This window comes from Streptomyces sp. NPDC016469 (assembly GCF_040632905.1).
GTDB lineage: Bacteria > Actinomycetota > Actinomycetes > Streptomycetales > Streptomycetaceae > Streptomyces.
In genome coordinates, this window is the sequence record NZ_JBEYCQ010000013.1 from 72,897 (window position 1) to 96,736 (window position 23,840).

The window sequence follows — 23,840 nt, forward strand, 5'->3', positions numbered from 1 at the left end:
ACCCCACAATGGGGGAGTGAACGAGTCGATACCCGTCATCCGGGACGTGGACCACGGCACCGCACGCCTCCTCCCGGACGTGGACCGGGAACGGGCCTGGCTGCTCACGGTCGACGGTGCCCCGCAGTCCTACGTCGACCTGGACGCGCCGGAGTACCTGGAGTTCGAGTACGCCCGCCGGCTCGGCCACGTCGTGGACTGCGCGGCGGACCCGGGCGAGCCGCTGGACGTCCTGCACCTGGGCGGCGGCGGTCTCACCCTGCCCCGGTACGTCGCGGCCACCCGACCCGGCTCCCGGCAGGAGGTGGCGGACGCGGACCGCGGTCTGCTCGACCTCGTCGCCGAGCACCTGCCGCTGCCCGCGGACTGCGGCATCACCGTGCACGCGGCGGACGCCCGAGCCCGCCTTGAGGCGACCGCCCCCGGCTCGGTGGACCTGCTGATCGCGGACGTCTTCGGCGGGTCCCGGGTCCCCGCCCACCTCACCTCGGTCCCGTACGCCAGGGCGGCGGCGCGGGCGCTGCGGCCGGACGGGATCTACGCCGCGAACCTGGCCGACGGGCCGCCGTTCGGCTTCCTGCGCGCGCAGCTGGCCACCTTCGCGGCGGTCTTCGGCGCGCTGGCGCTGATCGCGGAGCCGGGCGTGCTGCGCGGCCGCCGCTTCGGCAACGTGGTCCTCGTCGCCTCCCGCGCCCCGTTCGACACGGCGGTCCTGGCCCGCCGGTGCGCGGCGGACGCGTTCCCGGCGCGGGTGGAGCACGGGGAGGCGCTGGCCGCGTTCGTCAACGGGGCCCGGCCGGTCGGGGACGAGGACGCGGTGGCGTCACCCGAGCCGCCCGACGGCGCCTTCCGCATCGGCTGAGGTGGGCGGCACGAGCGGGGCGGCGGCCACCTCGACCGACTCGGTCCGGCGGGTCAGGTTGCGTACGTCGGGAACGAACAGCACCAGCCCGGTGACGAGCACGACCAGGCCCGCGCACCCCCACAGCGCCTCACTGCGCCCGACCAGGGACTCGACCGGTCCGGCGAGGGCGGTGGCGACCGGCACCATGGCCACGGAGCCGAACCAGTCGTAGGCCGAGACGCGTGACAGCTTCTCCTCCGGGATCTCCTGGTGCATGGCCGTCATCCAGGAGACGCCGAACACCTCGATCGCCGTACCGCTGACGAACATCACCAGGCAGAGCCAGGTCGCCGACAGCGGCACGGCGAGCCCGGCCGACGGGAGGGCCAGCGGGAAGACGCAGAGGGTCCCGGCCAGCAGCAGCCGGCGCGGTTTCCACCGCATCATCAGCAGCGCCCCGGCCAGGTTGCCGACGCCGAACGCGGCGAGCGCGAACCCCCAGGGCCGGGCGCCGCCCAGCTCGTCGCGGGCGACCAGCGGCCCGTAGACCGCCTCGGCGGCCCCGACGGCGGCGACCACCACGGAGAACTGGGCGACGATGGACCAGAGCCACGGGCGGCCCGTGAACTCCTTCCAGCCGTCCCGCAGGTCCGCGAGCAGCCCGCCCCCGGGCTCACGCGCCGGGATGTGGCTGACGTCGAGGAAGGCGCGCAGGGCTCCCGCGACCGCGAAGGCCGCCGCGTCCACGGCGAGCACCCAGCCGGGGTCCATCGCCGCGATCATGGCGCCGCCGAGGGCCGCACCGCCGATCGCGGCGCCCTGGGTGGACATCCGGAAGAGGGCGAAGGCGCGGCTCGCCTGCTCGCCGCTGACGCTCGACATCAGCATGCCCTCGGCCGCCGGGCTGAAGAACGCCTGACCGGTGCCGCACAGCGCGGTGAGCACCATCATCTGCCACAGCTTCGGGTCGCCGGCCAGGACGAGCAGGGCGAAGAGGCCCTGGGAGACGCAGTTGAGGGTGTTGGCCGCGACCATCACCCGGTGGCGCGGCACCCGGTCGGCGATCGCCCCGCCGATGAGCAGGAAGAGCACCAGCGGCACGGTCCTGGCGGCGGCCACGAGACCGACGTCACCGCCGTCGCCGCCCGCCTGGAGAACCGCGAACGCCGCCGCGATCAGCGCGCCGTGGGTGCCCAGGGCGGTGATGATCGAGGCGGCGGTCAGCAGCCGGTAGTTGCGGCCCGCCGGGACGGGGCGGGAGGAGTGGGGAGCGGGGGCGGCTGCGTCGGTCACCCAGGGACTATCGCGGCCGCCGCCCCGTTGCGCAAATGAGTTCCCGGACCGGGGTCAGGATTCGCCGTCGGGGTCGACCACCGGCACCAGACGCACGGTGCTGAGGATCTTCTCGATCGTCGCGTTCGGCAGCTCGTCGTCCACGTCCGCGGCGGCGTACAGCACCCACGAGGCGAACGCGCCCTTGCTGTTCTTGAACGTGAACGCGTACGTCTTGCCGTCGCTGCTGCACTTGGACCGCTTGGTGACGTTGGGCGCGGTCGCGGTGACCAGGCTCCCGGTCAGCCCCGACTTGGTGGTGTACTGCTTGGCCTTGCTGATCTTGATGCTCTTCTTCGGCATGTGCTGCGCGAACGCGGCCCAGGCCCAGGTGCCCGCCTCGTTACGGGCGTTCACATCGGCGTCCGTGGCGCCCTCCGCGCCCCGGGTGCCGGCGCCGGCCAGGCTGTACTTGTCCTCCGTGCCGTCCCTGTCGGCGTCGTCGGTGCACCACTTCTCCTTGAGGTCCGCCGGCCCGGTGAAGCCGATGAGCGGCAGGCCGTCGTTCTTCTTCTCGTCCTCGAAGAAGGACATCACGCCGGGCGGGGACACCTCCCAGTCGCCCGGCACGTCGAACTGGGTGCCCCACTTGGGGTTCGTCACGACCTTCCAGCCCGCGATCTGCGGCTTGGCGTCCTCGCCGCCGCGCGGGTTGGCCTCGGGAGAGGACGCGGACCCGGACGGCTTGGCGGGTGCGGACGACTTCTTGCCGTCGGCGACGTTCTTGCCGTCCTTGTCGTCGTCCTTGTTCAGCACGATGACACCGGTGACCGCGGCGGCCACCACGACCGCGGTCGCCGCGACGATGGCGATGACCGTCGTCTTCTTCTTGTCGTTGCCCGGCTGCGGGTCACCGGGAGGACCGGGCACCGCGTACTGCGGAACCGTCGGCTGCTGGTACGGGTTGGGCTGTCCGTACCCCCCCTGCCCGTCCTGCGGGTAGCCGTAACCGGGCTGCTGGCCCGGCTGCTGGCCCTGCTGCTGATATCCCGGCTGCTGATAGGGATTCGGCTGCTGGTACCCCGGCTGCTGGTACGGGTTCTGGTTCTGGTCCTGCGGGTTCTGCTCGCCCCCGGGCGGCTGCTGTCCTGGCCACATGGCGAGTAACGATAGAGGGGCCCCGCCCGGCGTGCTACGTCCGCCCCCGTGTGCGAACGGTGAAGGAGCGGCGGCCGCCCGGCCGGTGAGTGTCCGGGGGGCATGGCCAAAGTTGGCTACCCATGAGTAACATCCCGTCCATGAGCGCTGAACAGATGACCGCGGGCGAGATGCTCGCCGCGACGGTTCCCATGGTCCGGACCCTCAACCTCGAATTCCTGGAGTCCACCCCCGACCGCGCGGTGGTGCGTATGCCGGACCAGGCCGACTACCACAACCACGTCGGCGGACCGCACGCCGGAGCGATGTTCACGCTGGCCGAGTCGGCGAGCGGCGCCATCGTCATCGCCGCCTTCGGCGACCAGCTCTCCCGGGCCGTACCGCTCGCGGTCGGCGCCGAGATCGCCTACAAGAAGCTGGCCATGGGCGAGGTCACCGCGACCGCCGTCCTCGGCCGCCCCGCCGCCGAAGTCGTCGCCGAACTCGACGCGGGCGAGCGTCCCGAATTCCCGGTGACCGTGGAGATCCGGCGCGGGGACGGCGCCGTGACCGGCGAGATGACCGTGGTCTGGACACTGCGCCCGAACTCCTGACCCGTCACCCTCGTCCGTACGAGGGTGGGGCCGCCGCGCACCGAAGGGTGCCCGGCGGCCCTTCGCGCTGTCCGCCCCGGCGGAGCTGAGGGTAGGCTTCCCGCGGTGCGCCGATGAGTGTCCGGCGGGCGACAGGACATCACACGTAAGGAAACGGCGTTGCACATCCAGGAGTGGCTGGAGACCGTCCCCGCGATCAGCGTCTACATCCTGGTGGGCGCCGTCATCGGCCTGGAGAGCCTGGGCATTCCGCTGCCCGGCGAGATCGTCCTGGTCAGCGCCGCGCTGCTGGCCGCGAGCCACGACGGCATCAACCCCTGGATCCTGGGCGCCTGCGCCACGGCCGGCGCCGTCATCGGGGACTCGATCGGCTACGCCATCGGCCGCAAGGGCGGACGGCCGCTGCTGGCCTGGCTCGGCGGGAAGTTCCCCAAGCACTTCGGTGAGAGCCAGATCGGCCTGGCCGAGCGCTCCTTCCAGAAGTGGGGCATGTGGGCCGTGTTCTTCGGCCGCTTCGTCGCCCTGCTGCGCATCTTCGCCGGTCCGCTGGCCGGTGTGCTGCACATGCCGTACTGGAAGTTCCTCATCGCCAACGTGCTCGGCGGTATCGCCTGGGCGGGCGGCACCACGGCCGTCATCTACTCGGTGGGCGTCGTCGCCGAAGCGTGGCTCAAGCGGTTCTCCTACCTGGGCCTGGCCATCGCGGTCCTGATCGGCCTCGCCTCCATGCTGATCCTCAAGAACCGCGCCAAGAAGGCCGCCGCCGCGCACTCCGCCGCGGCCGCCGAGCCGGAACCCGGGACCGTGCCGGTCGCTGACTGAACCGGCGGACCGGCGGGTCCGGCGGCTCCTCAGCCCTCACAGGCTTCGCGGTGGGCCTTGGCCAGCTCCACGTAACCCACCGCGTTGAAGCGGACGCCTTCCAGTTCCTCCTCGGTCAGCGGCCGCTTCACCTCCGCCGGGACGCCCGCCACCAGCGACCCCGGCGGCACGCGCATGCCCTGCGGTACGAGGGCCTGCGCTGCGACCAGTGAGCCCGCGCCGATGTGCGCGCCGTTGAGGACGGTGGCCCCCATGCCGATGAGGACGTCGTCCTCGACGGTGCAGCCGTGCAGGACGGCGTTGTGCCCGACCGAGACCCGCTCGCCGACCGTCACCGCGAAGCCGGGGTCGACGTGGACGCTGCAGTTGTCCTGGATGTTGGAGTCCGCGCCGATCACGATGGGCCCGCAGTCCGCGCGCAGCACCGCCTGGTACCAGAGGCTGGAGCCCGCCGCCATGGTGATGTCGCCGATCGCCACCGACGTCGGCGCGGTGAACGCCTCCGCGTCGATGACCGGTTCCTTGCCGCCGATACCCATGATCATCGCCTGCTCCGCCATCGCCCGTTCCTCCGTGTTCCGGTGCCGTCGGTCGCCGGGGGAACCGTATGCGACGGGGCGGCGCGGCCCCCTGTTGGGGTGAAGATCACAGGCCGGTCCCCCCGCCCGTCCGGTGGGCGCGGCTTACGGTGAGCGCGTGCCGAAGAACCGGAATCCGCTCGCCCCCCTGACCGCCTGGCGGCGGCGCGCCCTGTCCGGGGCCGTCCACCGCTGCTGGCGCTGGGCGCGCGAGGCGGGCGCGGTGACCGCCGAGCACCCCGGCGGGCTGCGGTTCGCCCGGATCGGCGAGGGCACCCGGCTGGCGTTCCCGCAGGGCACCGTCTTCGGGGAGCCGTGGATCCGGCTCGGCGACCACTGCGTCATCGGTGAACAGGTCACGCTGACCGCGGGTCTCATGCCCGACCTGGACCTCGGGCCGGACCCGATCCTCACCCTGGGGGACGGTGTCGTGCTGGGCCGGGGCAGCCATGTCGTCGCCGACACGACGGTGACCATAGGCGCGGACACGTACTGCGGTCCGTACGTCTACATCACCTCGACCAACCACAGCTACGACGACCCGCACCAGCCGGTCGGCAAGCAGTGGCCCCGGATGGAGCCCGTCTCCATCGGCCCGGGCTGCTGGATCGGCACCGGGGCGGTGATCCTGCCCGGCGCCCGGCTCGGCCGCAACGTCGTCGTGGCCGCCGGGGCGGTGGTCCGCGGCGAGGTGCCCGACCGGGCGGTGGTGGCCGGAGCGCCCGCCCGTGTCGTACGCAGCTGGGACCAGGAGAAGGGCTGGCAGCCGCCCCTGCGGACACCGGCCCCGGTCCCGATCCCCGAGGGCGTCACCCCGGAACAGCTGCTCGCCGTGGCCCAGCTCGACGAGGGCTGACCGCCTGCCTACCCCGTCGCGAGCAGCACCGTGCCCACCAGGGCCAGCCCCGCACCCGCCGCCTGCACGCCCCGCAGCCGCTCCTTCAGGAACCCGCGCGCGGCCAGGGCCGTCACCACCGGGTAGAGCGAGGCCAGCACGGCGGCCACGGTGACCGGGCCGTACTGGGCGGCCATGGAGTACGTGCCGTTCGCGGCCACGTCCGCGAGCCCGACGAACGCCAGCGCCGGCAGCGCCGCCCGGACCGCCGCCGCGCCGCCGTCCTCGGGCAGCGCCCGGCCGCCGCGCCGCACCGAGACGTACAGCGCCCCGCCGCCCACCGCCACGTTGGTGACGCGCTGCACGAACAGGGCGAGGAACAGCCCGGTCACCGTGGTCGACGCCTCGGCGATCAGCGACATCACGGCCCCGAAGCCGAAGGCCGCCACCAGCGTCAGCAGGACCGCCCGCCGCTGCACCGGCGCCCCGCGCAGCTGCGGGCCGCCCGCCATCACGATGCCCGCGACGGCGACCGCGACTCCGGCGCCCTGGAGGAGATCCGGGCGCTCCCCGGCGATCAGTCCGATGCCCACCGGTACGGCGACTCCCAGCGAGCCGAGCGGAGAGACCACGCCCATCGGGCCGAGTGCGAGTGCCTGGTAGAAGCAGAGCATCGCCACCGGTCCGACGACCCCCGCGGCGACCGCGTACCAGAGCCGGGGCCCCGCCCCGCCCCAGCCGCCCGTGGCGATCACGATCACGCCCAGCACCGCCGCCGCGATGATCTGCGAGACCACGACCACGGTCAGCGCGGGCGTACGCCGGGTCAGCAGGCCGCCCCCGAAGTCGGCCAGCCCCCACAGGAGGCTGGTGGCCAGGGCGAACAACGCGGTCATGGGGGCCTCGCAGTACAGTGCGGCGAACGGTCGGGTACACCGCACCGTAGTACAGGATGCTGCACCACGTCTTACAGAATATTGGACGGAATGTGACTGACCTCGATCAGCTGACCCAGTCCCTCGCGCGGAATCTCAAGCGCTGGCGCGGTGAACGCGGCTTCACCCTGGACCAGTTGGCGGCCCGCGCCGGAGTCAGCCGCGGGATGATCATCCAGATCGAGCAGGCCCGCACCAACCCGAGCGTCGGCACCACGGTCAAGCTGGCCGACGCGCTCGGCGTGAGCATCACCACGCTGCTCGACTACGAACAGGGCTCCCCGGTCCGCCTGGTCCCCGCCGACCAGGCCGTGCGCCTCTGGTCCACCGAGGCGGGCAGCGCCACCACGCTCCTGGTCGGAACGGAGGCGCGGGGGCCCCTCGAACTCTGGTCCTGGCGGCTGATGCCCGGCGACGGCAGCCGGTCCGACCCGCACCCCGAGGGCACGGTGGAACTGCTCCACGTCACCGCCGGCACCCTCACGCTCGTCGTCGCCGACACCCCCTACGCGGTGGACGCCGGCTCCTCCGCCACTTTCGAGGCACACCACCCGCACGCCTACCGCAACGAGGGCACCGAACCGGTCGAACTCACCATGGCCGTCAGCATTCCGCCCGCCAGATGAGACGCCTCACACCCCGGTGTGCGGCGCTGTTAGCGTGACGCGCATGCGCGCACCCATCGGCACCTTCGAGAATGCCGGCCCCGCCGTCGACCGTCAGGACCTCCTCACCGCCCCGGTGGCCCAGGCGGTGCGCATGGGCTGGGGCGGCATCACCCCCGACCAGGTCCTGCACGTGGACACCGCCCCGGAGATCGCCGACACCGCGGCCTTCGTCGCCCACCACGGGGCGGACCTGCTGGAGCACTCGGCGAACTGCGTCGTCCTCTCCGGCAAGCGCGGCGCCGACGTCACCCTCGCCGCCTGCCTCGTCCTGTCGCACTCGCGCGTCGATGTGAACGGCGTCGCCCGCAAGCACCTCGGCCTGCGCAAGGCGCGCTTCGCCTCGATGGACACGGCGGTCGGCGAGACCGGCATGGAGTACGGCGGCATCACGCCCATCGGGCTCCCCGCCGCCTGGCCGCTGCTCATCGACTCCGCCGTCGTGGACGAGGAGTGGGTCCTGATCGGCAGCGGCTCGCGCCGGGGCAAGCTGATCGTGACCGGGAAGGCGCTGGGCGCCCTGCCGGGCGCGGTGGTCCTCGAAGGGCTCGGGGTCCGCGCCCCGGACGCCTCCTAGGCGCCGAGCCTCGGGATCTCGATGGCGGGGCAGCGGTCCATGACCATGTCCAGGCCGGCCGCCCGGGTGCGCTCGTACGCCCGCTCGTCCACCACGCCGAGCTGGAACCACACGGCCCGGGCGCCCCTGGCGACCGCCTCGTCGGCCACCGCGCCCGCCAGGTCGCTGTTGACGAAGACGTCCACCACGTCCACCGGGAACGGGATGTCCGCCAGCGAGGCGTACCCCTCCTCACCGTGCACCCGCTCGGCCTTCGGGTGCACCGGGACCACGCGCTTGCCGAAGCGCTGAAGCACTTCGGCGACCCCGTAGGCCGCGCGCGAGCGGTTGTTGGACAGCCCCACCACCGCCCAGGTGTCGCCGGTGTCTTCCAGGATCCTGCGGATCGTCTCCGTGTCTGCGTACATGCACCGCACAACCGGCGGCCCGCCCAGGCCATTCCCGCAGGTACGCATAGGGTGGCGGGATGCAGGAGGAGTACCGGACCGTCGCCCGCGCGGGTGTGCACGAGAGCGAGATCAACCGGTCCCGCTTCATCTGCGCGCTCGCCCCCGCGGCCACCGAGGAGGAGGCGCAGGAGTTCATCGCCCGCGTCCGCAGGGAGCACCCGACCGCCACGCACAACTGCTACGCGTACGTGATCGGCGCCGACGCCTCCGTACAGAAGGCGAGCGACGACGGCGAGCCCGGCGGCACCGCCGGCGTCCCCATGCTCCAGATGCTCACGCGCCGCGAGGTCTGCTACGCCGTCGCCGTCGTCACCCGCTACTACGGCGGTGTGAAGCTGGGCGCCGGCGGGCTCATCAGGGCGTACGGGGGAGTGGTCGGCGAAGCCCTCGACGCACTCGGCACCCGCACCCGGCGCCGCTTCCGGCTCGCGACGGTCACCGTCGGCCACCAGCGGGCGGGCAGGCTGGAGAACGAACTGCGCGCCACCGGACGGACGGTGCGCGAGGTCCGGTACGCGGCCGACGTCACCATCGAGATCGCGCTGCCGGACGCAGACGTCGAAGCGTTCCGCCGCTGGCTGGCCGACGCGACGGCGGGCGAGGCGCGGATGGAGCTGGGCGGCGAGGCGTACGACGACGCGTGACGGGGAGGGTCCTGCCGCGCGTCGCGGGCCGGGCGGGACTTTCCGGATGCGGCCGTGGCTCCCCGGCGGGATGGGAGACTGTGGGGCGTGAGGGCACAGGGGCGGAGGAAGCGCATGCGGACCGGAGCCGGGACTTGAGGATTCTGCACACATCGGACTGGCACCTCGGCCGGTCGTTCCACCGGGTCCCCCTGCTCGACGCCCAGGCCGCCTACCTCGACCACCTGGTCGCCGCCGTCGCCGAGCACGCGGTCGACGTCGTCGTCGTGGCGGGTGACGTGTACGACAGGGCGGTGCCCCCGCTCAGCGCGGTGGAACTCTTCGACTCCGCCCTGCACCGGCTCGCCGCCGCCGGGGTGCCGACCGTGATGATCTCCGGAAATCACGACTCGGCACGCCGCCTCGGCGTCGGCGCCGGGCTCATCGGCCGGGCCGGCATCCACCTGCGCACCGACCCCGCGCACTGCGCGACGCCCGTCGTCATCCCCGACGCGCACGGCGACGTCGCGTTCTACGGGCTGCCGTACCTGGAACCCGCCCTGGTCAAGGACGTCCTCAAGGCCGAGCGCGCCGGGCACGAGGCCGTGCTGACCGCCGCCATGGACCGCGTCCGCGCCGACCTCGCCGCTCGCCCGGACGCCACCCGGTCCGTCGTCCTCGCCCACGCCTTCGTCGCCGGCGGCGAGCCCAGTGACAGCGAGCGCGACATCACTGTCGGCGGCGTCGCCGCGGTCCCGGCCGGGGTCTTCGACGGCGTCGACTACGTGGCGCTCGGCCACCTCCACGGCTGCCAGGCCGTCACCGACCGGGTCCGGTACTCCGGCTCCCCGCTGGCCTACTCGTTCTCCGAGGCGACCCACCGCAAGACCATGTGGCTCATCGAGCTGGACGCCTCCGGGGCGGTCACCGGCGAACGGATCGACTGCCCGGTGCCCCGCCGCCTCGCCCGCCTGCGCGGCCGGCTGGACGAGCTGCTCGACGACCCGGCGCTCGACCGCCACGAGGACGCCTGGGTGGAAGCCACCCTCACCGACCCGGTCCGCCCCGCCGACCCCATGGCCCGGCTCGCCGAGCGCTTCCCGCACACCCTCGCCCTCGTCTTCGAACCGGACCGCGCCCCCGACGACCCCGACCTCTCGTACGCCCGCCGCCTGCGCGGCCGCGACGACCAGACCATCGCGGAGGACTTCGTGGCCCATGTGCGCGGCGGTGCGGGGACCGACGAGCAGGAGCGTGCGGTGCTGCGGGGCGCCTTCGACCACGTCCGGGTGGACGACGGCGTACGCGAGGTGAACCGGTGAGGCTCCACACCCTCCGCGTCACCGCGTTCGGCCCCTTCGGCGCCACCCAGGAGATCGACTTCGACGCGCTCTCCACCGCCGGGCTCTTCCTGCTCCACGGACCGACCGGAGCCGGCAAGACCTCCGTCCTGGACGCCGTCTGCTACGCCCTGTACGGGGCGGTCCCTGGCGCCCGGCAGAGCCCCGGCACCTCGCTGCGCAGCGACCACGCGCCCGCGGACCTGCCCACCGAGGTGCTGCTCGACCTCACCGTCGGCGGGCGCCGCCTGGAGATCACCCGGCGCCCCGCCCAGCCCCGCCCCAAGAAGCGCGGCGGCGGCCACACCACGGAGAAGGCCCAGAGCCGGCTCCGCGAGTACGACCCCGAGGACGGCTGGCGGGCGCTCAGCCGGTCGCACCAGGAGATCGGCGAGGAGATCACCCAGCTCGTCGGCATGAGCCGCGAGCAGTTCTGCCAGGTGGTCCTCCTGCCCCAGGGCGATTTCGCACGCTTCCTGCGCGCCGACGCGGAGGCGCGCGGCCGGCTCCTCGGCCGGCTCTTCGACACCCGGCGCTTCGCGGCCGTCGAGGAGCGCCTCGCCGAACTGCGCCGGACGGCCGAGGCCCAGGTCAAGGCCGGTGACGACCAGATCCTCGCGCTCGCCCAGCGCATCGCCCAGGCCGCCGGGCCGGCCGCCCACGAGTGCCCGCTGCCGGACGTCCAGCCCGGCGACCCCGGTCTCGCGGACGCGGTCCTCGGCTGGGCGGCGACCGCCCGCAGCGGTGCCGGGGAACGGCTCGACATCGCCGCGTCGGTCCTGGCCACGGCGGAGCGCCGGCACGCCGCCGCCCGCATCGCCCTGGACGCCGAACGGGAGCTCGCCGCGCTCCAGCAGCGGTACGCCGAGACCCGGCACCGCGCGGACGCCGTGGAGGCCGGCCGCGCCGCCCACGAGGACGCGCGGGACCGCCTCGCCCGCGCCCGCAAGGCGGACCTCGTCGCCCCCGCGCTGGAGCTGCGCGAGGCGGCGGAGCGGGCGTACCGGGGGGCCCGCGAGGAGCGGGACCGCGCCCGGAGCCGGCTGCCCGAGACCCTGGCCGACGCGGGCGCCGAACAGCTGGCCGCGCTGGAGCACCGGCTCCGCGAGGACCTGGGCGGCCTCGAATCCGCCCGGCGCGCCGAACAGCGGGCCACCGAGATCGCCGACGAGCGTGCCGCCCTGGACCGGCAGGCCCGGGCCGACGAGGAACTGGTCCGCGACGCCGAGGACTGGCTCGCCGGCTGGGAGACCACCCGGCTGGACCTCCAGGCCCGCCTGGACGCGGCCCTCGAAGCCGCCACCCGCACCGAACTCCTGGCCCGCCGCCTCGACCCGGCCCGCCGCCGCCTGGACGCTGCCCGCCGCCGCGACGCGCTGGCCGCCGAGGCGGCCACCGCCGGGCAAGCGCTGACCGACGCCCGTGAATACGCCGCCGGCGCCCACGAGCGCTGGCTCGACCTGCGCGAACGCCGTCTGCGCGACATCGCGGCCGAACTCGCCGCACAGCTGGCGGACGGCGCGCCCTGCGCGGTCTGCGGCGCGACGGACCATCCGGCCCCGGCCCGTCCCGGCGACGGACACGTGGACCGCGTGGCGGAGGAAACCGCCGAACGCGCCCACCGCGACGCGGAGCGGGCCCGCGCGACGGCCGAGCAGGCCCTGGCGCTGGTACGCGAACGCCACGCGACGGCTCGCGCGGAGGCGGCGGGGGCCCCCGGTGACGGGGGAACGGTTGCCGAGCCGGCCGCCTCCGCGCGAGCCGGCGCCGAGGGGGCCGGGGGCGGGTCGGCCGACGCCCCCTCCGTCGCCGACCTCACCGGCCTGGTGGACGGTCTCGCCGCCGCGCACGCCGAGGCGTACCGCCTGGCCGCCGGTGCGCACTCCGCCAGGGAGGCGCTGGCCGGGGCCGAGCGGGAGCAGCGGAGGCGGGCCGAGGAACGGCAGCTGGTCGGGCAGCGGGGCGCCGCGCGGACCTCGCGGCGGGAGTCGCTGGACCGGGAGCAGGCGGACATCGACGCGGTGCTGGACCGGGCGCGCGGGGGGTACCCGAGCGTCGCCGAGCACGCCGCCGTACTTCAGCGGCGGGTCGCCCTGCTCGCCGGGGCGGCCGGGGCGGTGCGTGAGGAGGAGAGCGCGGCGGCACGGCTGAAGGAGGCCGACGACCGGCTCGCGGACGCCGCGTTCCGGGCCGGGTTCGAGACGCCGGAGGCCGCCGCCGCGACCCTGCTGGACGACGCGGCGCAGCGTACGCTCCAGCACCGGATCGACGCCTGGCAGGCCGAGGCCGCGGCCGTCGCCGACCGGCTCGCCGAGGCGGACGCCCGGGACGCCGCACACTGCCCGCCCGCCGCCCCGGAAGCGGCCCGCGAGCGCTTCGACCGGGCCGAGCGCGCGCTGCGCGAAGCCGCGGCCGGCCTCGGCGCGGCGCGGGAACGCCGCGCCGAACTCGCCAGGCTCTCCCGCCGCGTGGCGGACGAGGTGCGCGCGCTGGGGCCGGTGCGCGAGGAGTACGAACGCGTCGCCCGGCTCGCCGGGCTCACCGCCGGCACCTCGGCGGACAACGCGCGCAAGATGCGGCTGGAGTCGTACGTGCTCGCGGCCCGGCTGGAACAGGTCGCGGCGGCGGCCACCGCCCGGTTGCAGCGGATGTCCTCGGGCCGCTACCAGCTCGTCCACTCCGACGCCCGCACCGGCGGCCGCAGGGCCGGGCTCGGCCTGCACGTCATCGACGCCTGGACCGGCCGCGAGCGCGACACCGCCACGCTCTCCGGCGGCGAGACGTTCTTCGCCTCGCTCGCCCTGGCGCTCGGCCTCGCCGACGTCGTGACCGACGAGGCCGGAGGCGTACGGCTCGACACCCTGTTCATCGACGAGGGGTTCGGCAGCCTGGACGACCAGACGCTGGACGAAGTGCTCGACGTACTCGACTCGCTGCGCGAACGGGACCGCAGCGTCGGCATCGTCAGCCATGTCGCGGACCTGCGCCGCCGCATCCCCGCCCAGCTGGAGGTGGTGAAGGAGCGGCACGGGTCGGCCGTGCGGCTGCGGGCGGCGGCGGACGGGCTCAGCGGCTGATCGGCCGCCCCGGCAGCGGCGAGGAGTAGACGACGCTGGTGGTGACGGAGCCGAGCGCGCCGATCTTTCCGGAGACGGTCTCCAGATGGCTCATCGAGCGAGCCGTCACCTTGAGCACGAAGCAGTCGTCGCCGGTGACGTGATGGGCCTCCACGATCTCCGGCGTGGTCTCCAGCAGATCGTGGAACGGCTTGTAGTTGCCGTTCGGATACCGCAGCCGTACGAAGGCGAGGATCGGCAGCCCGAGCCGTTCCGGATCGACCACGGCCGCGTAACCGCTGATGATCCCGGCCTCCTCCAGCCGGCGGACCCGCTCGGTCACGGCGCTGGGCGACATGGCCACCGCCCGCGCCAGCTCCGCGAACGAGGCGCGGCCCTCGCGTTGCAGCACGTCGAGAATGCGCCAGTCGGTGGCGTCCGGGGAATAGTCGCTCATACCGATAGCGAACCGTGGAATCCCCGGCAGATCAAGACCAGCGCCGGGGATCTCGCCTTCCGGACCGGGAGCGCCGATCATAGATTTTCAGGCATGACACCCCAGCCCGGCGCCCTCGCCGCCCACCCCGTCCTGAGCGTCGCGCCCGCCGAACCGGCCGACGCCGTCGCCTACTTCGGAGCCTCGCTCGCCTTCCACGCCGACGTCTCGGACGTCGCGGCCGCCCTGGCCGCCGGGGGAGACCCCGGCTTCGTCCTGCTCGACTCCCGGTCCACGGAGTCCTGGGACCAGGGGCACATCCCGGGCGCCCTGCACCTGCCGACGGCACTCATCGCCGCGCAGGCACCCCGGCTCCTCGACCCGGCCGTACCGGTGGTCACGTACTGCTGGGGCCCCGGGTGCAACGGCGCCACCCGCGCCGCCCTCGCCCTGGCGCGGCTCGGCTACCGGGTCAAGGAGATGCTCGGCGGCTTCGAGTACTGGGCGCGCGAAGGATTCCCGTACGAGACCTGGGAGGGCGAAGGCAAGCGCGCGGCCGACCCGCTGACCGCCCCGGCCGGCACGGAGGACTGCGGCTGCTGACGACGGCCGCCCCGGCGGTGGCGCCCCGGGGCCGGCCGCACGCGGTCAGAGCTTCGACAGCTCGTCCACCAGGTCGTCCAGACCCAGCGGGCCCTGGGACAGGGCCGCCATGTGCCATGCCTTGAGATCGAAGGCGTCCCCACGGGCCGCCCGCGCGTTCTCCCGGCCCAGCAGCCAGGCGCGCTCGCCCAGCTTGTAGCCGATGGCCTGGCCCGGCATCGAGAGGTAGCGGGTCAGCTCGCTCTCCACGAAGTCGGCGGGCCGGCCGCTGTGGTTGCCGAAGAACTCCTGCGCCAGCTCCGGCGTCCACCGCTCGCCCGGGTGGAACGGCGAGTCGGCCGGGATCTCCAGACCCACATGCATGCCGATGTCCACGATCACCCGGCAGGCGCGCATCATCTGCGCGTCCAGATAACCGAGCCGGCGCTCCGCGTCGGGCAGGAAGCCCAGCTCGTCCATCAGCCGCTCCGCGTACAGCGCCCAGCCCTCGGCGTTCGCGCTGACGATGCCGATCGACGCCTGGTAGCGCGACAGGCTCTCCGCCACGTGCGCCCACTGGGCGAGCTGGAGGTGGTGGCCGGGAACGCCCTCGTGGTACCAGGTGGACACCAGGTCGTACACCGGGAAGCGGGTCTCGCCCATGGTCGGCAGCCAGGTGCGGCCGGGCCGCGAGAAGTCCTCGGAGGGGCCCGTGTAGTACGGGGCGGCGGCGCCGCCGGGCGGGGCGATCCGCGACTCCACCCGGCGGACCCGCTCGGCCAGCTCGAAGTGCGTCCCGTCCAGCGCGTCGATCGCCTCGTCCATCAGGCCCTGGAGCCATGCCTGGACCTCGTCCACGCCCTCGATGTGCTTGCCGTGCACATCGAGATGGGCCAGCGCCTCCCAGGGGCCCGCCCCCGGCAGCACCTTCTCGGCCTCGGCCTTCATCTCGGCGAGCAGCCGGTGGTATTCGGACCAGCCGTACGCGTACGCCTCGTCCAGATCCAGGTCGGTGCCGTTGAAGTAGCGCGACCAGCGGGCGTACCGCTCACGGCCCACCGTGTCCGGCTCGCCCTCGATCGCCGGCGCGTACACCTCGCGCATCCAGTGCCGCAGCTCGTCCAGGGCCCCGGCGGCCTGCGCGGCGGCCGCGTCCAGGTCCGCGCGCAGGGCGTCCGGGCCCTTCGCGACGAAGTCCTGGAAGAAGCCCCTCGTCCCGTCCCCGACCCACTCGTCGAGCTGGCCCACGAACGTGGCGGTGGCGCGCGGACCGCCGTACAGCTTGCGCTCCAGGCCGAGCGCCAGGGACTCCTGGTAGCCGGCGAGCGCAGCCGGGACGGCCCGCAGCCGCTCCACGACGGCCGCCCAGTCCTCGTCCGTCTCGGTCGGCGTCACCGTGAACACCTCACGGATCGAGTGCGCCGGGGAGTGCAGATTGGAGACGGCCCGCAGCGCCTCGTCCGCCTCGTGGACGGCGAGTTCGGCCGTCAGACGCTCCCGCAGCAGCCGGCCGCAGCGGCGCTCGGCGTCCTCGGCGGCCCCGGGCAGCTGCTCCGCGCGGTCCAGCCGGGCGAGCGTGTCCCGGGCCAGCGCGGCCAGCTGTTCCTGGCCGGCGGGGGAGAAGTCGGGAAGGCGGCGCGAGCTCGCCGCGACACCGAGGTAGGTGCCGGAGATCGGGTCGAGTTCGATGAAGGCGTCGACGTAGGCGTCGGCGATCTGGCGCGGCAGTGCGCTGCTGGAAGAGTCTGACATGTGGACATCCTCGTACGGGGAGGGCCCTCACGTCACTATCAACCGGCAGGACGGACCTGACCGGGGACCGGTCCGGCCGCCCCCGGCGCAGGCGGGAGCAGCGGTCCGCACTCCCACTGCTGGAAGATCAACCGCGTCTCCACCCGGGCCACTTCGCGCCGCGAGGTGAACTCGTCCAGCACGAGCCGCTGCAGATCCGCCGTGTCCGCCACCGCCACGTGCACCAGGTAGTCGTCGGGGCCGGTCAGATGGAACAGGGCCCGGGACTCCGGCAGCGACCTGATCCGCTCCACGAACGGCCCGATGAGCTCCCGCCGGTGCGGCCGCACCTGTACGGAGAGCAGCGCCTCCAGCCCCCGGCCCAGCCTGGCCGGATCCAGCCGCAGCTGGTGCCCGAGGATGACACCGGTGCGGCGCAGCCGCGCCACCCGGTCCAGGCACGTCGAGGGAGCCACGCCGACCTCGGCCGCCAACTCCCGGTACGTGGTCCGGGCGTCGTTCTGCAACAGCCGCAGAATGTGGAGATCCACCGTGTCGAGAGCGACGGAATCAGTCATTCGGCGAACGTAGCACGGGTTTTGGGCCGCATCTTCCGGTGAGCGTTCAGAGTGCGCGCATGGACAACGAATCCGTGCTGCCGCCCTCGGCCACCCCGTCCCGGGCACTCGCCACCGAAGCCGTGCACGCCGGACGCGACGACCTCGCAGCCCTCGGCCTGCACGCCGCACCGATCGACCTGTCGACCACCTACCCCTCGTACGACTCCCGCGCCGAGGCCGAGCGGATCGATGCGTTCGCCACCACCGGGGCCCGCCCGGACGGCCCGCCGGTCTACGCCCGGCTCGACAACCCCACCACCGGCCGCTTCGAAACGGCACTGGCCCGGCTGGAGGGCACCGCGAGCGCGGTGGCGTTCGCCAGCGGCATGGCCGCGCTGACCGCTGTCCTGCTGGCCCGCGCCGGCGCGGGGCTGCGCCATGTGGTGGCCGTGCGGCCGCTGTACGGGTGCAGCGACCACCTGCTCGGCGCCGGGCTGCTGGGCACCGAGGTGACGTGGACGGACCCGGCGGGCATATCGGAGGCGATCCGGCCCGACACGGGCCTGGTGATCGTGGAGACCCCGGCCAACCCGACCCTGGCCGAGGTGGACATCCGGGCCGTCGCCCACTCCTGCGGTTCAGTGCCGTTGCTGGTCGACAACACCTTCGCGACGCCCGTCCTCCAGCGCCCCGTCGAACTCGGTGCCCGGATCGTGCTGCACAGTGCGACGAAGTACCTGGGCGGGCACGGCGACGTGATGGGTGGAGTCGTCGCGTGCGACGAGGAGTTCGCCGCCGTGCTGCGCCAGGTGCGCTTCGCCACCGGCGGGGTCCTGCACCCGATGGCCGGCTATCTGCTGCTGCGCGGTCTGTCCACCCTGCCGGTGCGGGTCCGGGCCGCCTCCGCGAGCGCCGCCGAACTCGCCCGCCGGCTCTCCGCCGACCCCCGCGTGGCCCGCGTGCACTACCCGGAGATCGGCGGCGCGATGGTCTCGTTCGAGGTGTACGGGGACCCGCACCAGGTGATCGCCGGGGTGCGGCTGATCACCCCCGCCGTCAGCCTCGGCAGCGTCGACACCCTGATCCAGCATCCGGCCTCCATCAGCCACCGCATCGTGGACGAGACGGACCGGCACTCCTCCGGCGTCGGCGACCGGCTGCTGCGCATGTCGGTGGGCCTGGAGGACGTCGAGGACCTGTGGGCCGACCTGTGCCGGGCGCTGGGCGGCGCGGCGCCCGTACTCGGTGGGATCAGCGCTCGGCTCGCTCGTACGGCGGCGACTGCGGCAGGGAACGTGCCGGGGGCGCCGCAAGGCGTGCGGTGATCACGAGGGTGCCCTCCTCGATCTGGTAGTCGAGCGGCAGCGAGAGCGAGCGCATGGCGGCGACCATGCCGGTGTTCGAGGCCTGGGTGACGGCGTAGACGTTCTCGCAGCCGGCCTCGACGGCCAGCGCCACGAGGCGGGCGAGCAGCTCGGAGCCGATCCCGCGCCGCTGCCACTCGTCCTCCACCAGGAGGGCCACCTCGGTCTCGTCGCCGTCCCACAGCAGATGGCCGAGGGCGACCAGCCGCCCGGAGGCCGTCTGCACGGCGAGGGTGCGGCCGAAGCGCGGGCTCAGCAGGTGGTCCAGATAGCGGTCGGCGTCCCGGACCGGCCCGTGGTAGCGCAGCCGCAGGGTCTGCTCGGAGCACCGTCCGTGCATCTCCACGGCCGCGTCGAGATCGGCGCGGTCCGCCCGGCGCACGGTGATCTCGTCACCCTCGGGCAGCCGGAGCACCTGCTCGCCGCGCGGCACCCGGGGGCCGAGCCGGGCGTCGAGCTCCACCAGCGCACGGGCCCGGGCGAACTCCGTGGGCGTGAACGGCAGATAGGGCCGCTCCACGGTGATGACACCGCCCGACGGGTCGCGCAGCCGCATCACCGTCTCCTCCAGCACCCCTTCGACCGGGGCGGTCTCGCCGGTGGCGCGTCCGGTGACCGACACGGCGGGCAGCGAGTGGATCGTGCACCGGCCGAGCAGCTGGCGCAGGGCGAGGGGGAGTTCGGCGGCGTCCAGGGCGGTACGGGTGGCGAGGCCGAGCACCCGCGTCGGCGCGTCCACCAGATCGTGGGCGTCGGCCCGCTCCGTCCAGGTGGAGCTGCCTCCGGCGGCGGCGACCGCGCGGGACAGCTCCCGGGCCGGCAGGGAGGCGGGCACCCTCAGCAGGAACTCGTCGACGGTGCCCCGCGCCAGCGGGTGCGTCTGGAGCGTGAGGATGTCGATGCCGTACCGGGCCAGCACCGTGCACAGCGCGGCCAGGCTGCCCGGAACGTCCCGCACCGTCGTCCGCATCCGCCACAGCACGGTCTCGCCGGGGGCGGCGGGCGTGGCTTCCACGTCGACCGCGTGCGCCTCCGGGGCCACGCCCGTCTCCGTGCCCGTGGCGTCGGGCGGGGGCGGAGCGTGGCTGTGGCGCCGCGCCCACCAGGTGTGGAAGGCGGCCGTCGCGGTCAGCGCCACGGCCGAGGCCACGAGCAGGTAGGGGCCGTCCGGCTGGTGCCCGATTAGGTTGGCGATCGCGTCGGCGACCGCCACCGCCGTGAACAGCGCGGCCAGTTCGATCACGTCCCGCCGCCAGTGGTGGGGGCGGTGGGCACTCTTCGCGGATGTCACATCAGTCATGAACCCACTGTGACCGCACCGTGTTGCCTGATCACGAACGCTTTGTGACCGATGGGTTAAAGGGCGACCGGGCCTCCTGCCGTCGGTTTCGAAGGCGTTGGCCGTGTGTTTCGAAGGGCCTCCCCGGGGAGCGGGCGCGCGCCGCACCGGGGCCTCAGCCGGTCGCCGTCCGGCTGGCGGTCTCCAGGCGTATTGCCTGCCGCGCGAGCTGACACGTCCCGCCGCGCGCGGCGGTCTCCGCGAGCCCCGGGACCGGCCCGGTCTTCGGCGGCCCACTGTGCTCCGCGCACTCCGCCGCCACGGCGAGCAGATCGCTCAGCCCCCGGGGCGCCCGTTCCCGGGCCAGCAACGCGGGCAGCACCGGCACCAGGACGGACAGGGCCGTCCCGTACGCCCCGGTCCCCGTTGCCCGTCACCACCGGGTCCAGGGAGGACGGCAAGGTCCGCTGGTAGTAGCGCGCGGCGGCGACGTCCGCGACGGCGAGCAGCCCCCGCGCCGCTATGTGCGGCGCGGCAAGGAACCCCGAGAAGAACCGGGGGTGCGCCTCGGCGCCGTGGGGTGTGGAGCCACCGGCCGTCTCCAGGCCGAGCGACCGCCCGGCCCGCGAGGAGGCCAGGACGGAGGGACGTGAGTCGGCCAGGGCCTGCACGGTTCGGGGCATGGAGAAACCGTAGAACCCCCCACTGACAATCAGTCATCACCACAGGTCAGCAGCCCTATCGAACAAGTCCGGCCAGCGCGTGCACCCCGCGCACGATGTCGGCCGGCGCCAGATGGGCGTAACCGAGCACGAGGCGTACGCAGTCGTCCGCCGGCCGCTCCGTCCCGTACTCGCGCAGCAGCCGTACGGCGACCCCGGAACCCGCCGCGCGCCCGGCGAACTCCTCCTCCGGACCCCAGCGTCCGGGGAGCCGCGCGATGGCGTGCAGCCCCGCCGCGACACCGCTCACCTCCGAGCCCGGGATGTGCTCGGCCAGGGCACGCGTGAGCACGTCGCGCCGCTCCCGGTACGCGCGCTGACAGCGCCGCAGCTGGCGGTCGTAGCCCCCACCGCTCACGAAGTCGGCGAGCACCGCCTGTTCGAGGGACGGGTTGCCGAGGTCCATCATCCGCTTCCGCTCCACGAGCTCGGCGGTCATCGACGCGGGCGCGATCAGCCAGCCCAGACGCAGCCCGGGAGCCAGCGACTTGCTGACCGACCCGGTGTACGCCACGCGTTCCGGATCGAGGCCCTGGAGGGCGCCCACGGGGGCCCGGTCGTACCGGAAGTCACCGTCGTAGTCGTCCTCGACCAGCAGCCCGTCCGTCGCGCGCGCCCACTCCAGGAGACGGCTGCGACGCGCCGCGGAGTAGGCCACTCCGGTCGGGAACTGGTGGGCCGGCGTCGTCACCACGGCCCGCACCCCGGAACGTTTCAGCGGCTCAAGGGCCAGGCCCTCGTCGTCCAACGGGACCATGGTGGTCGCCACCCCGGCGGAGGCGAAGAGCGCCGTGTGCTCGGGACTGCCCGGGTCCTCCACCCCGACCGTCCGCACCCCGCGTCCGTGCAGGACGAACCCGAGCAGCGTCGTCGCCTGCGCGACCCCGGAACACACCAGCAGCCGTTCCGGATCGGCGACCACCCCGCGCCGGCGCGTCAGCAGCGCGGCCAGGGCGACACGCAGCTCCGGCAGACCGCGCGGGTCCGGATAGCCGAGCGCGCCGTGCGGCAGCCGTCCGAGCACCGAGCGGTGGGCGGCGGCCCAGGCGCTGCGCGGGAAGAGGGAGAGATCGGGCGTCCCGGGCCGGAAGTCGACCCGCACCCCCCGGGCGCGCGGCGCCAGGTCCCGCGCACCGCCCGCCGCCGCCCGCGCCGACCCGCTCACCCACGTCCCCGCACCACGCCCGCTGCGCAGATAGCTCTCCGCCGTCAGCTGCTCGTACGCCTCGGTCACCAGACCGCGCGACACCCCCAGATCGGCGGCCAGCTCACGGCTGGACGGCAGCCGCGTCCCCGGCGCCAGGCGGCCGGAGCGGACCGCCTCGCGCAGCGCCGACTGGAGCGCCCGGCCTCGGCCGCGCGCCGGAGCCGACGCCACCGGAAGCAGCAACTCCCAGGCCGTCGAGACGGATTCACGGCCATCGCCGCTGCCGCCGGAGGGCGGATTGGTCCCCGAAGCTGTCATGGAAGTGGACCTTAAACCGAGCCACCGCGCTCCCTAGCGTCGGTCCCATGAACGCGACCTCTCTGCGCGGCGCCCTGCTCGCCGCCTTCGCCTGCGTCCTCGTCGGCGCCTCCTTCACCGCCAACAGCGTCCTCGGCGACTACCCCTACGCGGGCGGCCAGGCGCTCCGCTACGGCCTCGCGGCGCTTCTCCTGCTGCCCCTGATCCACCGTCCCGGCGAGCCGCGCCCCGCCCCCGCGCTCCGCCTGCTCACCGGACGGCAGTGGGCACGCCTCGCGCTGCTCGCTGCCGTCGGCATGGTGGGCTTCAACTTCGCCGTCCTGGCCGCCGAACGCTCCGCGGAACCAGCCGTTCCGGGCGTCTTCGTCGGTTGTGCCCCGATCCTCGTCGCCGTCCTCGTACCCATGCTGGAAGGGCGAAAGCCCACCCGGCCCGTGCTGTACGCGGCGGCGCTGGTCGCCGCCGGGGCATTCACGGTCCAGGGCTGGGGGCGCACCGACCTGAGCGGGATCCTGTGCTCGGTCGGCGCGCTGGCCGGCGAGGTGGGCTTCGCCGTGATCGCGGTCCCCGTCCTGCGCCCGCTGGGCCCGAAGCTGCTGTCCGCGACGGTGTGCGCCGTCGCGGCGGCCGAGTCGACCCTCCTGGGCCTGGTGCTGGACGGCGGCGGCTTCCTCCGCGTGCCGACCGGAGCCGAGGCGCTGGCGCTGATCTGGCAGGCGGCCGTCGTGACGGTCATCGGCTTCGTCTGCTGGTACATGGGCATGCAGCGCATCGGCGCCGAGCGCGCCACCCTCTTCTCCGGCCTCATTCCGGTCTCCGCCGCGCTCACCGCCCCGCTCGTGGGCACCGGTTCGTACGGTCTCGCCCAGGCCGCCGGGTCCTGCCTCGTCGGCCTCGGGGTGGCGATCGGCTCGGGGGTGCTGGGGCGGCGCGGAGGCACCGCTGCGCAGGTGGGAGCCCCCGCTCCGAAGGCGGACGTCGGGCCGCGCCCGGTGCGCCGGTCCGCGAACGTCCTGTGAACGCTGTGCGGCGGACCGTCCCTTCACAGGGTCCCCGGCGCAGGATTGGTCTTGACCAAGGGGTTGCGCCGTCCTATGGTCTCAACGTTAAGACAGGAACCTTTAATAAATAACGTCGCGGAATAAGCCGCTGGGCGATTGCGGAGGACAGGGTGGGGACCACGCAGCTGGAAACGGTGCAGGAGCCGAAGTACTGGCACCTCAAGACCGTGCTCAGTGAGGCACTCGACTCGGACTTTGCGGTGGGGGAGATCCTTCCCAACGAGCGCGAGCTCGCCGCCCGGTTCGGCGTCGCCCGGGCCACGCTCCGGCAGGCCCTGGAGCAGCTCGAACTCGAAGGCAGGCTGCACCGCCGCCGCGGCGTCGGGACCACCGTCGCCCCGCCCCGCGTCGGCGTGGCCCTCTCCACCGCCCGCAACGACTGGGCCGACGGCGGGGCCGACACGGCCTGGCAGCCGGTGGACTGCGAGAGCGCTCCCGCCCCGGCCGCCGTCGCCGCGACGCTGAACGCCGGCGCCGAGGAGCCCGTCCACATCGTGCGCCGCATCCGCACCAGCCACGGCCAGGTGGTCGCCGCCGAGCTGCTGTACGTGCCGTCCTCCTCCGTGCCCGAGCTGTCCGGGATAGACGCCCCGTCCGGCGCGGCCCGCGCCCGCAACGTCGTCCGCGAACTGCACCGCCTCGGCCTCGACGGCCAGGACCGCTCCGTCGAGCTGGGCTCCGCCCGCGCCGACGACGCCAAGGAGCTGGACCGGCTCCCCGGCGCCCCCGTCCTCGTGGTCACCACCCGCTACCTCGCCGCGGGCGGCACGGCGGCGGTCTCGGTCGCCACGTACCGGGCCGACACCTGCCGGCTCACCTTCGGCGACGCGGGCGACCTGGAGATCAGCCACCCGGCCCAGGAGCGCCAGGCTTCCTGAGCCCGGACAGCAAAC

Annotated in this window: 24 protein-coding genes and 1 pseudogene; 13 read left to right on the forward strand and 12 right to left on the reverse strand. The window is 74.0% G+C overall.

From position 1 onward, the window contains the following. Positions 1–16: 16 nt before the first annotated feature. Entirely contained in the window at positions 17–862 is an 846-nt protein-coding gene (locus ABZ565_RS17030) for a fused MFS/spermidine synthase (protein ID WP_361026665.1), read from the forward strand. Here ABZ565_RS17030 and ABZ565_RS17035 read toward each other — a convergent pair. Further along, complete coding sequence (locus ABZ565_RS17035) at positions 824–2,137, reverse strand: MFS transporter (protein WP_361026668.1); 1,314 nt, start codon at positions 2,135–2,137, stop codon at positions 824–826. The two genes, ABZ565_RS17030 and ABZ565_RS17035, sit on opposite strands and share 39 nt — an antisense overlap. A gap of 54 nt (positions 2,138–2,191) precedes the next feature. Beyond that, positions 2,192–3,274 carry a hypothetical protein gene (locus tag ABZ565_RS17040; RefSeq protein WP_361026671.1) on the reverse strand — a complete coding sequence of 361 codons (1,083 nt, stop codon included), beginning with the start codon at positions 3,272–3,274 and terminating at the stop codon, positions 2,192–2,194. Between the two features lie 155 nt (positions 3,275–3,429). Between ABZ565_RS17040 and ABZ565_RS17045 the strand changes: the two genes are divergently transcribed. Next, on the forward strand, positions 3,430–3,867 hold the full coding sequence (locus ABZ565_RS17045) for a DUF4442 domain-containing protein (RefSeq protein ID WP_361026987.1): 438 nt from the start codon (positions 3,430–3,432) through the stop codon (positions 3,865–3,867). 159 nt (positions 3,868–4,026) lie between these two features. Then, the gene (locus ABZ565_RS17050; RefSeq protein ID WP_361026674.1) at positions 4,027–4,689 is read left to right on the forward strand and encodes a DedA family protein; all 663 of its coding nucleotides are present in this window, start codon (positions 4,027–4,029) and stop codon (positions 4,687–4,689) included. Between the two features lie 29 nt (positions 4,690–4,718). On the opposite strand, the gene ABZ565_RS17055 is transcribed toward ABZ565_RS17050, so the two are convergent. Next, a complete protein-coding gene (locus ABZ565_RS17055) occupies positions 4,719–5,249 on the reverse strand; it encodes a gamma carbonic anhydrase family protein (protein WP_361026677.1) in 531 nt (176 codons plus the stop codon). A gap of 136 nt (positions 5,250–5,385) precedes the next feature. On the opposite strand from ABZ565_RS17055, the gene ABZ565_RS17060 reads away from it, so the two are divergent. Next, positions 5,386–6,123 (forward strand): acyltransferase, encoded by a 738-nt coding sequence (locus tag ABZ565_RS17060; RefSeq protein WP_361026680.1) that lies wholly within the window; start codon positions 5,386–5,388, stop codon positions 6,121–6,123. 8 nt (positions 6,124–6,131) lie between these two features. On the opposite strand, the gene ABZ565_RS17065 is transcribed toward ABZ565_RS17060, so the two are convergent. Next, positions 6,132–6,998 (reverse strand): EamA family transporter, encoded by an 867-nt coding sequence (locus ABZ565_RS17065; protein ID WP_361026683.1) that lies wholly within the window; start codon positions 6,996–6,998, stop codon positions 6,132–6,134. Positions 6,999–7,090: 92 nt separating this feature from the next. On the opposite strand from ABZ565_RS17065, the gene ABZ565_RS17070 reads away from it, so the two are divergent. Both ABZ565_RS17070 and ABZ565_RS17075 read left to right on the forward strand, forming a co-directional pair. Next, complete coding sequence (locus ABZ565_RS17070) at positions 7,091–7,663, forward strand: XRE family transcriptional regulator (RefSeq protein WP_361026686.1); 573 nt, start codon at positions 7,091–7,093, stop codon at positions 7,661–7,663. A gap of 43 nt (positions 7,664–7,706) precedes the next feature. After that, complete coding sequence (locus ABZ565_RS17075; RefSeq protein ID WP_361026689.1) at positions 7,707–8,279, forward strand: YbaK/EbsC family protein; 573 nt, start codon at positions 7,707–7,709, stop codon at positions 8,277–8,279. Here the strand turns inward: ABZ565_RS17075 and ABZ565_RS17080 are convergent. Beyond that, positions 8,276–8,686 carry a CoA-binding protein gene (locus ABZ565_RS17080; RefSeq protein ID WP_361026692.1) on the reverse strand — a complete coding sequence of 137 codons (411 nt, stop codon included), beginning with the start codon at positions 8,684–8,686 and terminating at the stop codon, positions 8,276–8,278. The genes ABZ565_RS17075 and ABZ565_RS17080 overlap by 4 nt on opposite strands. A gap of 59 nt (positions 8,687–8,745) precedes the next feature. On the opposite strand from ABZ565_RS17080, the gene ABZ565_RS17085 reads away from it, so the two are divergent. The 3 genes from ABZ565_RS17085 to ABZ565_RS17095 all read left to right on the forward strand — a co-directional run bounded on the left by ABZ565_RS17085 (position 8,746) and on the right by ABZ565_RS17095 (position 13,768). Beyond that, positions 8,746–9,372, forward strand: a complete 627-nt coding sequence (locus tag ABZ565_RS17085) for a YigZ family protein (RefSeq protein WP_361026695.1) — start codon at positions 8,746–8,748, stop codon at positions 9,370–9,372. Between the two features lie 134 nt (positions 9,373–9,506). Beyond that, positions 9,507–10,673: an exonuclease SbcCD subunit D gene (locus tag ABZ565_RS17090; protein WP_361026698.1), complete on the forward strand. Its 1,167-nt coding sequence runs from the start codon at positions 9,507–9,509 to the stop codon at positions 10,671–10,673. Then, positions 10,670–13,768, forward strand: a complete 3,099-nt coding sequence (locus tag ABZ565_RS17095; RefSeq protein ID WP_361026701.1) for an SMC family ATPase — start codon at positions 10,670–10,672, stop codon at positions 13,766–13,768. Before ABZ565_RS17090 ends, ABZ565_RS17095 begins: the two co-directional genes overlap by 4 nt. Here ABZ565_RS17095 and ABZ565_RS17100 read toward each other — a convergent pair. Further along, positions 13,758–14,204, reverse strand: coding sequence for an Lrp/AsnC family transcriptional regulator (locus ABZ565_RS17100; RefSeq protein WP_361026704.1), 447 nt, complete (start codon positions 14,202–14,204; stop codon positions 13,758–13,760). The genes ABZ565_RS17095 and ABZ565_RS17100 overlap by 11 nt on opposite strands. 93 nt (positions 14,205–14,297) lie before the next feature. On the opposite strand from ABZ565_RS17100, the gene ABZ565_RS17105 reads away from it, so the two are divergent. Continuing rightward, complete coding sequence (locus ABZ565_RS17105) at positions 14,298–14,786, forward strand: rhodanese-like domain-containing protein (RefSeq protein ID WP_361026707.1); 489 nt, start codon at positions 14,298–14,300, stop codon at positions 14,784–14,786. Between the two features lie 45 nt (positions 14,787–14,831). Here ABZ565_RS17105 and ABZ565_RS17110 read toward each other — a convergent pair whose 3' ends face one another. Beyond that, entirely contained in the window at positions 14,832–16,517 is a 1,686-nt protein-coding gene (locus tag ABZ565_RS17110) for a DUF885 domain-containing protein (protein ID WP_361026710.1), read from the reverse strand. 38 nt (positions 16,518–16,555) lie between these two features. Then, complete coding sequence (locus ABZ565_RS17115; RefSeq protein ID WP_361026712.1) at positions 16,556–17,074, reverse strand: Lrp/AsnC family transcriptional regulator; 519 nt, start codon at positions 17,072–17,074, stop codon at positions 16,556–16,558. Positions 17,075–17,133: 59 nt separating this feature from the next. Here ABZ565_RS17115 and ABZ565_RS17120 point away from each other — a divergent pair, with 59 nt between their 5' ends. Beyond that, the gene (locus tag ABZ565_RS17120; RefSeq protein ID WP_361026715.1) at positions 17,134–18,381 is read left to right on the forward strand and encodes a PLP-dependent transferase; all 1,248 of its coding nucleotides are present in this window, start codon (positions 17,134–17,136) and stop codon (positions 18,379–18,381) included. On the opposite strand, the gene ABZ565_RS17125 is transcribed toward ABZ565_RS17120, so the two are convergent. The 4 genes and pseudogenes from ABZ565_RS17125 to ABZ565_RS17140 all read right to left on the reverse strand — a co-directional run bounded on the left by ABZ565_RS17125 (position 18,308) and on the right by ABZ565_RS17140 (position 21,886). Further along, positions 18,308–19,720 carry a GNAT family N-acetyltransferase gene (locus tag ABZ565_RS17125; RefSeq protein WP_361026718.1) on the reverse strand — a complete coding sequence of 471 codons (1,413 nt, stop codon included), beginning with the start codon at positions 19,718–19,720 and terminating at the stop codon, positions 18,308–18,310. The two genes, ABZ565_RS17120 and ABZ565_RS17125, sit on opposite strands and share 74 nt — an antisense overlap. 154 nt (positions 19,721–19,874) lie before the next feature. Next, complete coding sequence (locus ABZ565_RS17130; protein WP_361027016.1) at positions 19,875–20,087, reverse strand: hypothetical protein; 213 nt, start codon at positions 20,085–20,087, stop codon at positions 19,875–19,877. Positions 20,088–20,115: 28 nt separating this feature from the next. Beyond that, positions 20,116–20,382: pseudogene (locus ABZ565_RS17135) on the reverse strand (SWIM zinc finger family protein); the annotation flags it as partial. Between the two features lie 55 nt (positions 20,383–20,437). Then, positions 20,438–21,886 (reverse strand): PLP-dependent aminotransferase family protein, encoded by a 1,449-nt coding sequence (locus tag ABZ565_RS17140; RefSeq protein ID WP_361026721.1) that lies wholly within the window; start codon positions 21,884–21,886, stop codon positions 20,438–20,440. Between the two features lie 47 nt (positions 21,887–21,933). Here ABZ565_RS17140 and ABZ565_RS17145 point away from each other — a divergent pair, with 47 nt between their 5' ends. After that, the gene (locus ABZ565_RS17145; RefSeq protein WP_361026724.1) at positions 21,934–22,905 is read left to right on the forward strand and encodes a DMT family transporter; all 972 of its coding nucleotides are present in this window, start codon (positions 21,934–21,936) and stop codon (positions 22,903–22,905) included. 152 nt (positions 22,906–23,057) lie between these two features. Continuing rightward, positions 23,058–23,825: a GntR family transcriptional regulator gene (locus tag ABZ565_RS17150; protein ID WP_361026727.1), complete on the forward strand. Its 768-nt coding sequence runs from the start codon at positions 23,058–23,060 to the stop codon at positions 23,823–23,825. The last annotated feature ends 15 nt before the right edge of the window (positions 23,826–23,840 follow it).

Bases quoted from the DNA above. Each gene is read 5' to 3' on its own strand.
- ABZ565_RS17110 (WP_361026710.1), bottom strand. From the start codon at position 16,517: ATGTCAGACTCTTCCAGCAGCGCACTGCCGCGCCAGATCGCCGACGCC.
- ABZ565_RS17120 (WP_361026715.1), top strand. From the start codon at position 17,134: ATGGACAACGAATCCGTGCTGCCGCCCTCGGCCACCCCGTCCCGGGCA.
- ABZ565_RS17125 (WP_361026718.1), bottom strand. From the start codon at position 19,720: ATGACTGATGTGACATCCGCGAAGAGTGCCCACCGCCCCCACCACTGG.
- ABZ565_RS17100 (WP_361026704.1), bottom strand. From the start codon at position 14,204: ATGAGCGACTATTCCCCGGACGCCACCGACTGGCGCATTCTCGACGTG.
- ABZ565_RS17045 (WP_361026987.1), top strand. From the start codon at position 3,430: ATGACCGCGGGCGAGATGCTCGCCGCGACGGTTCCCATGGTCCGGACC.
- ABZ565_RS17085 (WP_361026695.1), top strand. From the start codon at position 8,746: ATGCAGGAGGAGTACCGGACCGTCGCCCGCGCGGGTGTGCACGAGAGC.
- ABZ565_RS17065 (WP_361026683.1), bottom strand. From the start codon at position 6,998: ATGACCGCGTTGTTCGCCCTGGCCACCAGCCTCCTGTGGGGGCTGGCC.
- ABZ565_RS17055 (WP_361026677.1), bottom strand. From the start codon at position 5,249: ATGGCGGAGCAGGCGATGATCATGGGTATCGGCGGCAAGGAACCGGTC.
- ABZ565_RS17145 (WP_361026724.1), top strand. From the start codon at position 21,934: ATGAACGCGACCTCTCTGCGCGGCGCCCTGCTCGCCGCCTTCGCCTGC.
- ABZ565_RS17115 (WP_361026712.1), bottom strand. From the start codon at position 17,074: ATGACTGATTCCGTCGCTCTCGACACGGTGGATCTCCACATTCTGCGG.
- ABZ565_RS17105 (WP_361026707.1), top strand. From the start codon at position 14,298: ATGACACCCCAGCCCGGCGCCCTCGCCGCCCACCCCGTCCTGAGCGTC.
- ABZ565_RS17075 (WP_361026689.1), top strand. From the start codon at position 7,707: ATGCGCGCACCCATCGGCACCTTCGAGAATGCCGGCCCCGCCGTCGAC.
- ABZ565_RS17040 (WP_361026671.1), bottom strand. From the start codon at position 3,274: ATGTGGCCAGGACAGCAGCCGCCCGGGGGCGAGCAGAACCCGCAGGAC.
- ABZ565_RS17080 (WP_361026692.1), bottom strand. From the start codon at position 8,686: ATGTACGCAGACACGGAGACGATCCGCAGGATCCTGGAAGACACCGGC.
- ABZ565_RS17140 (WP_361026721.1), bottom strand. From the start codon at position 21,886: ATGACAGCTTCGGGGACCAATCCGCCCTCCGGCGGCAGCGGCGATGGC.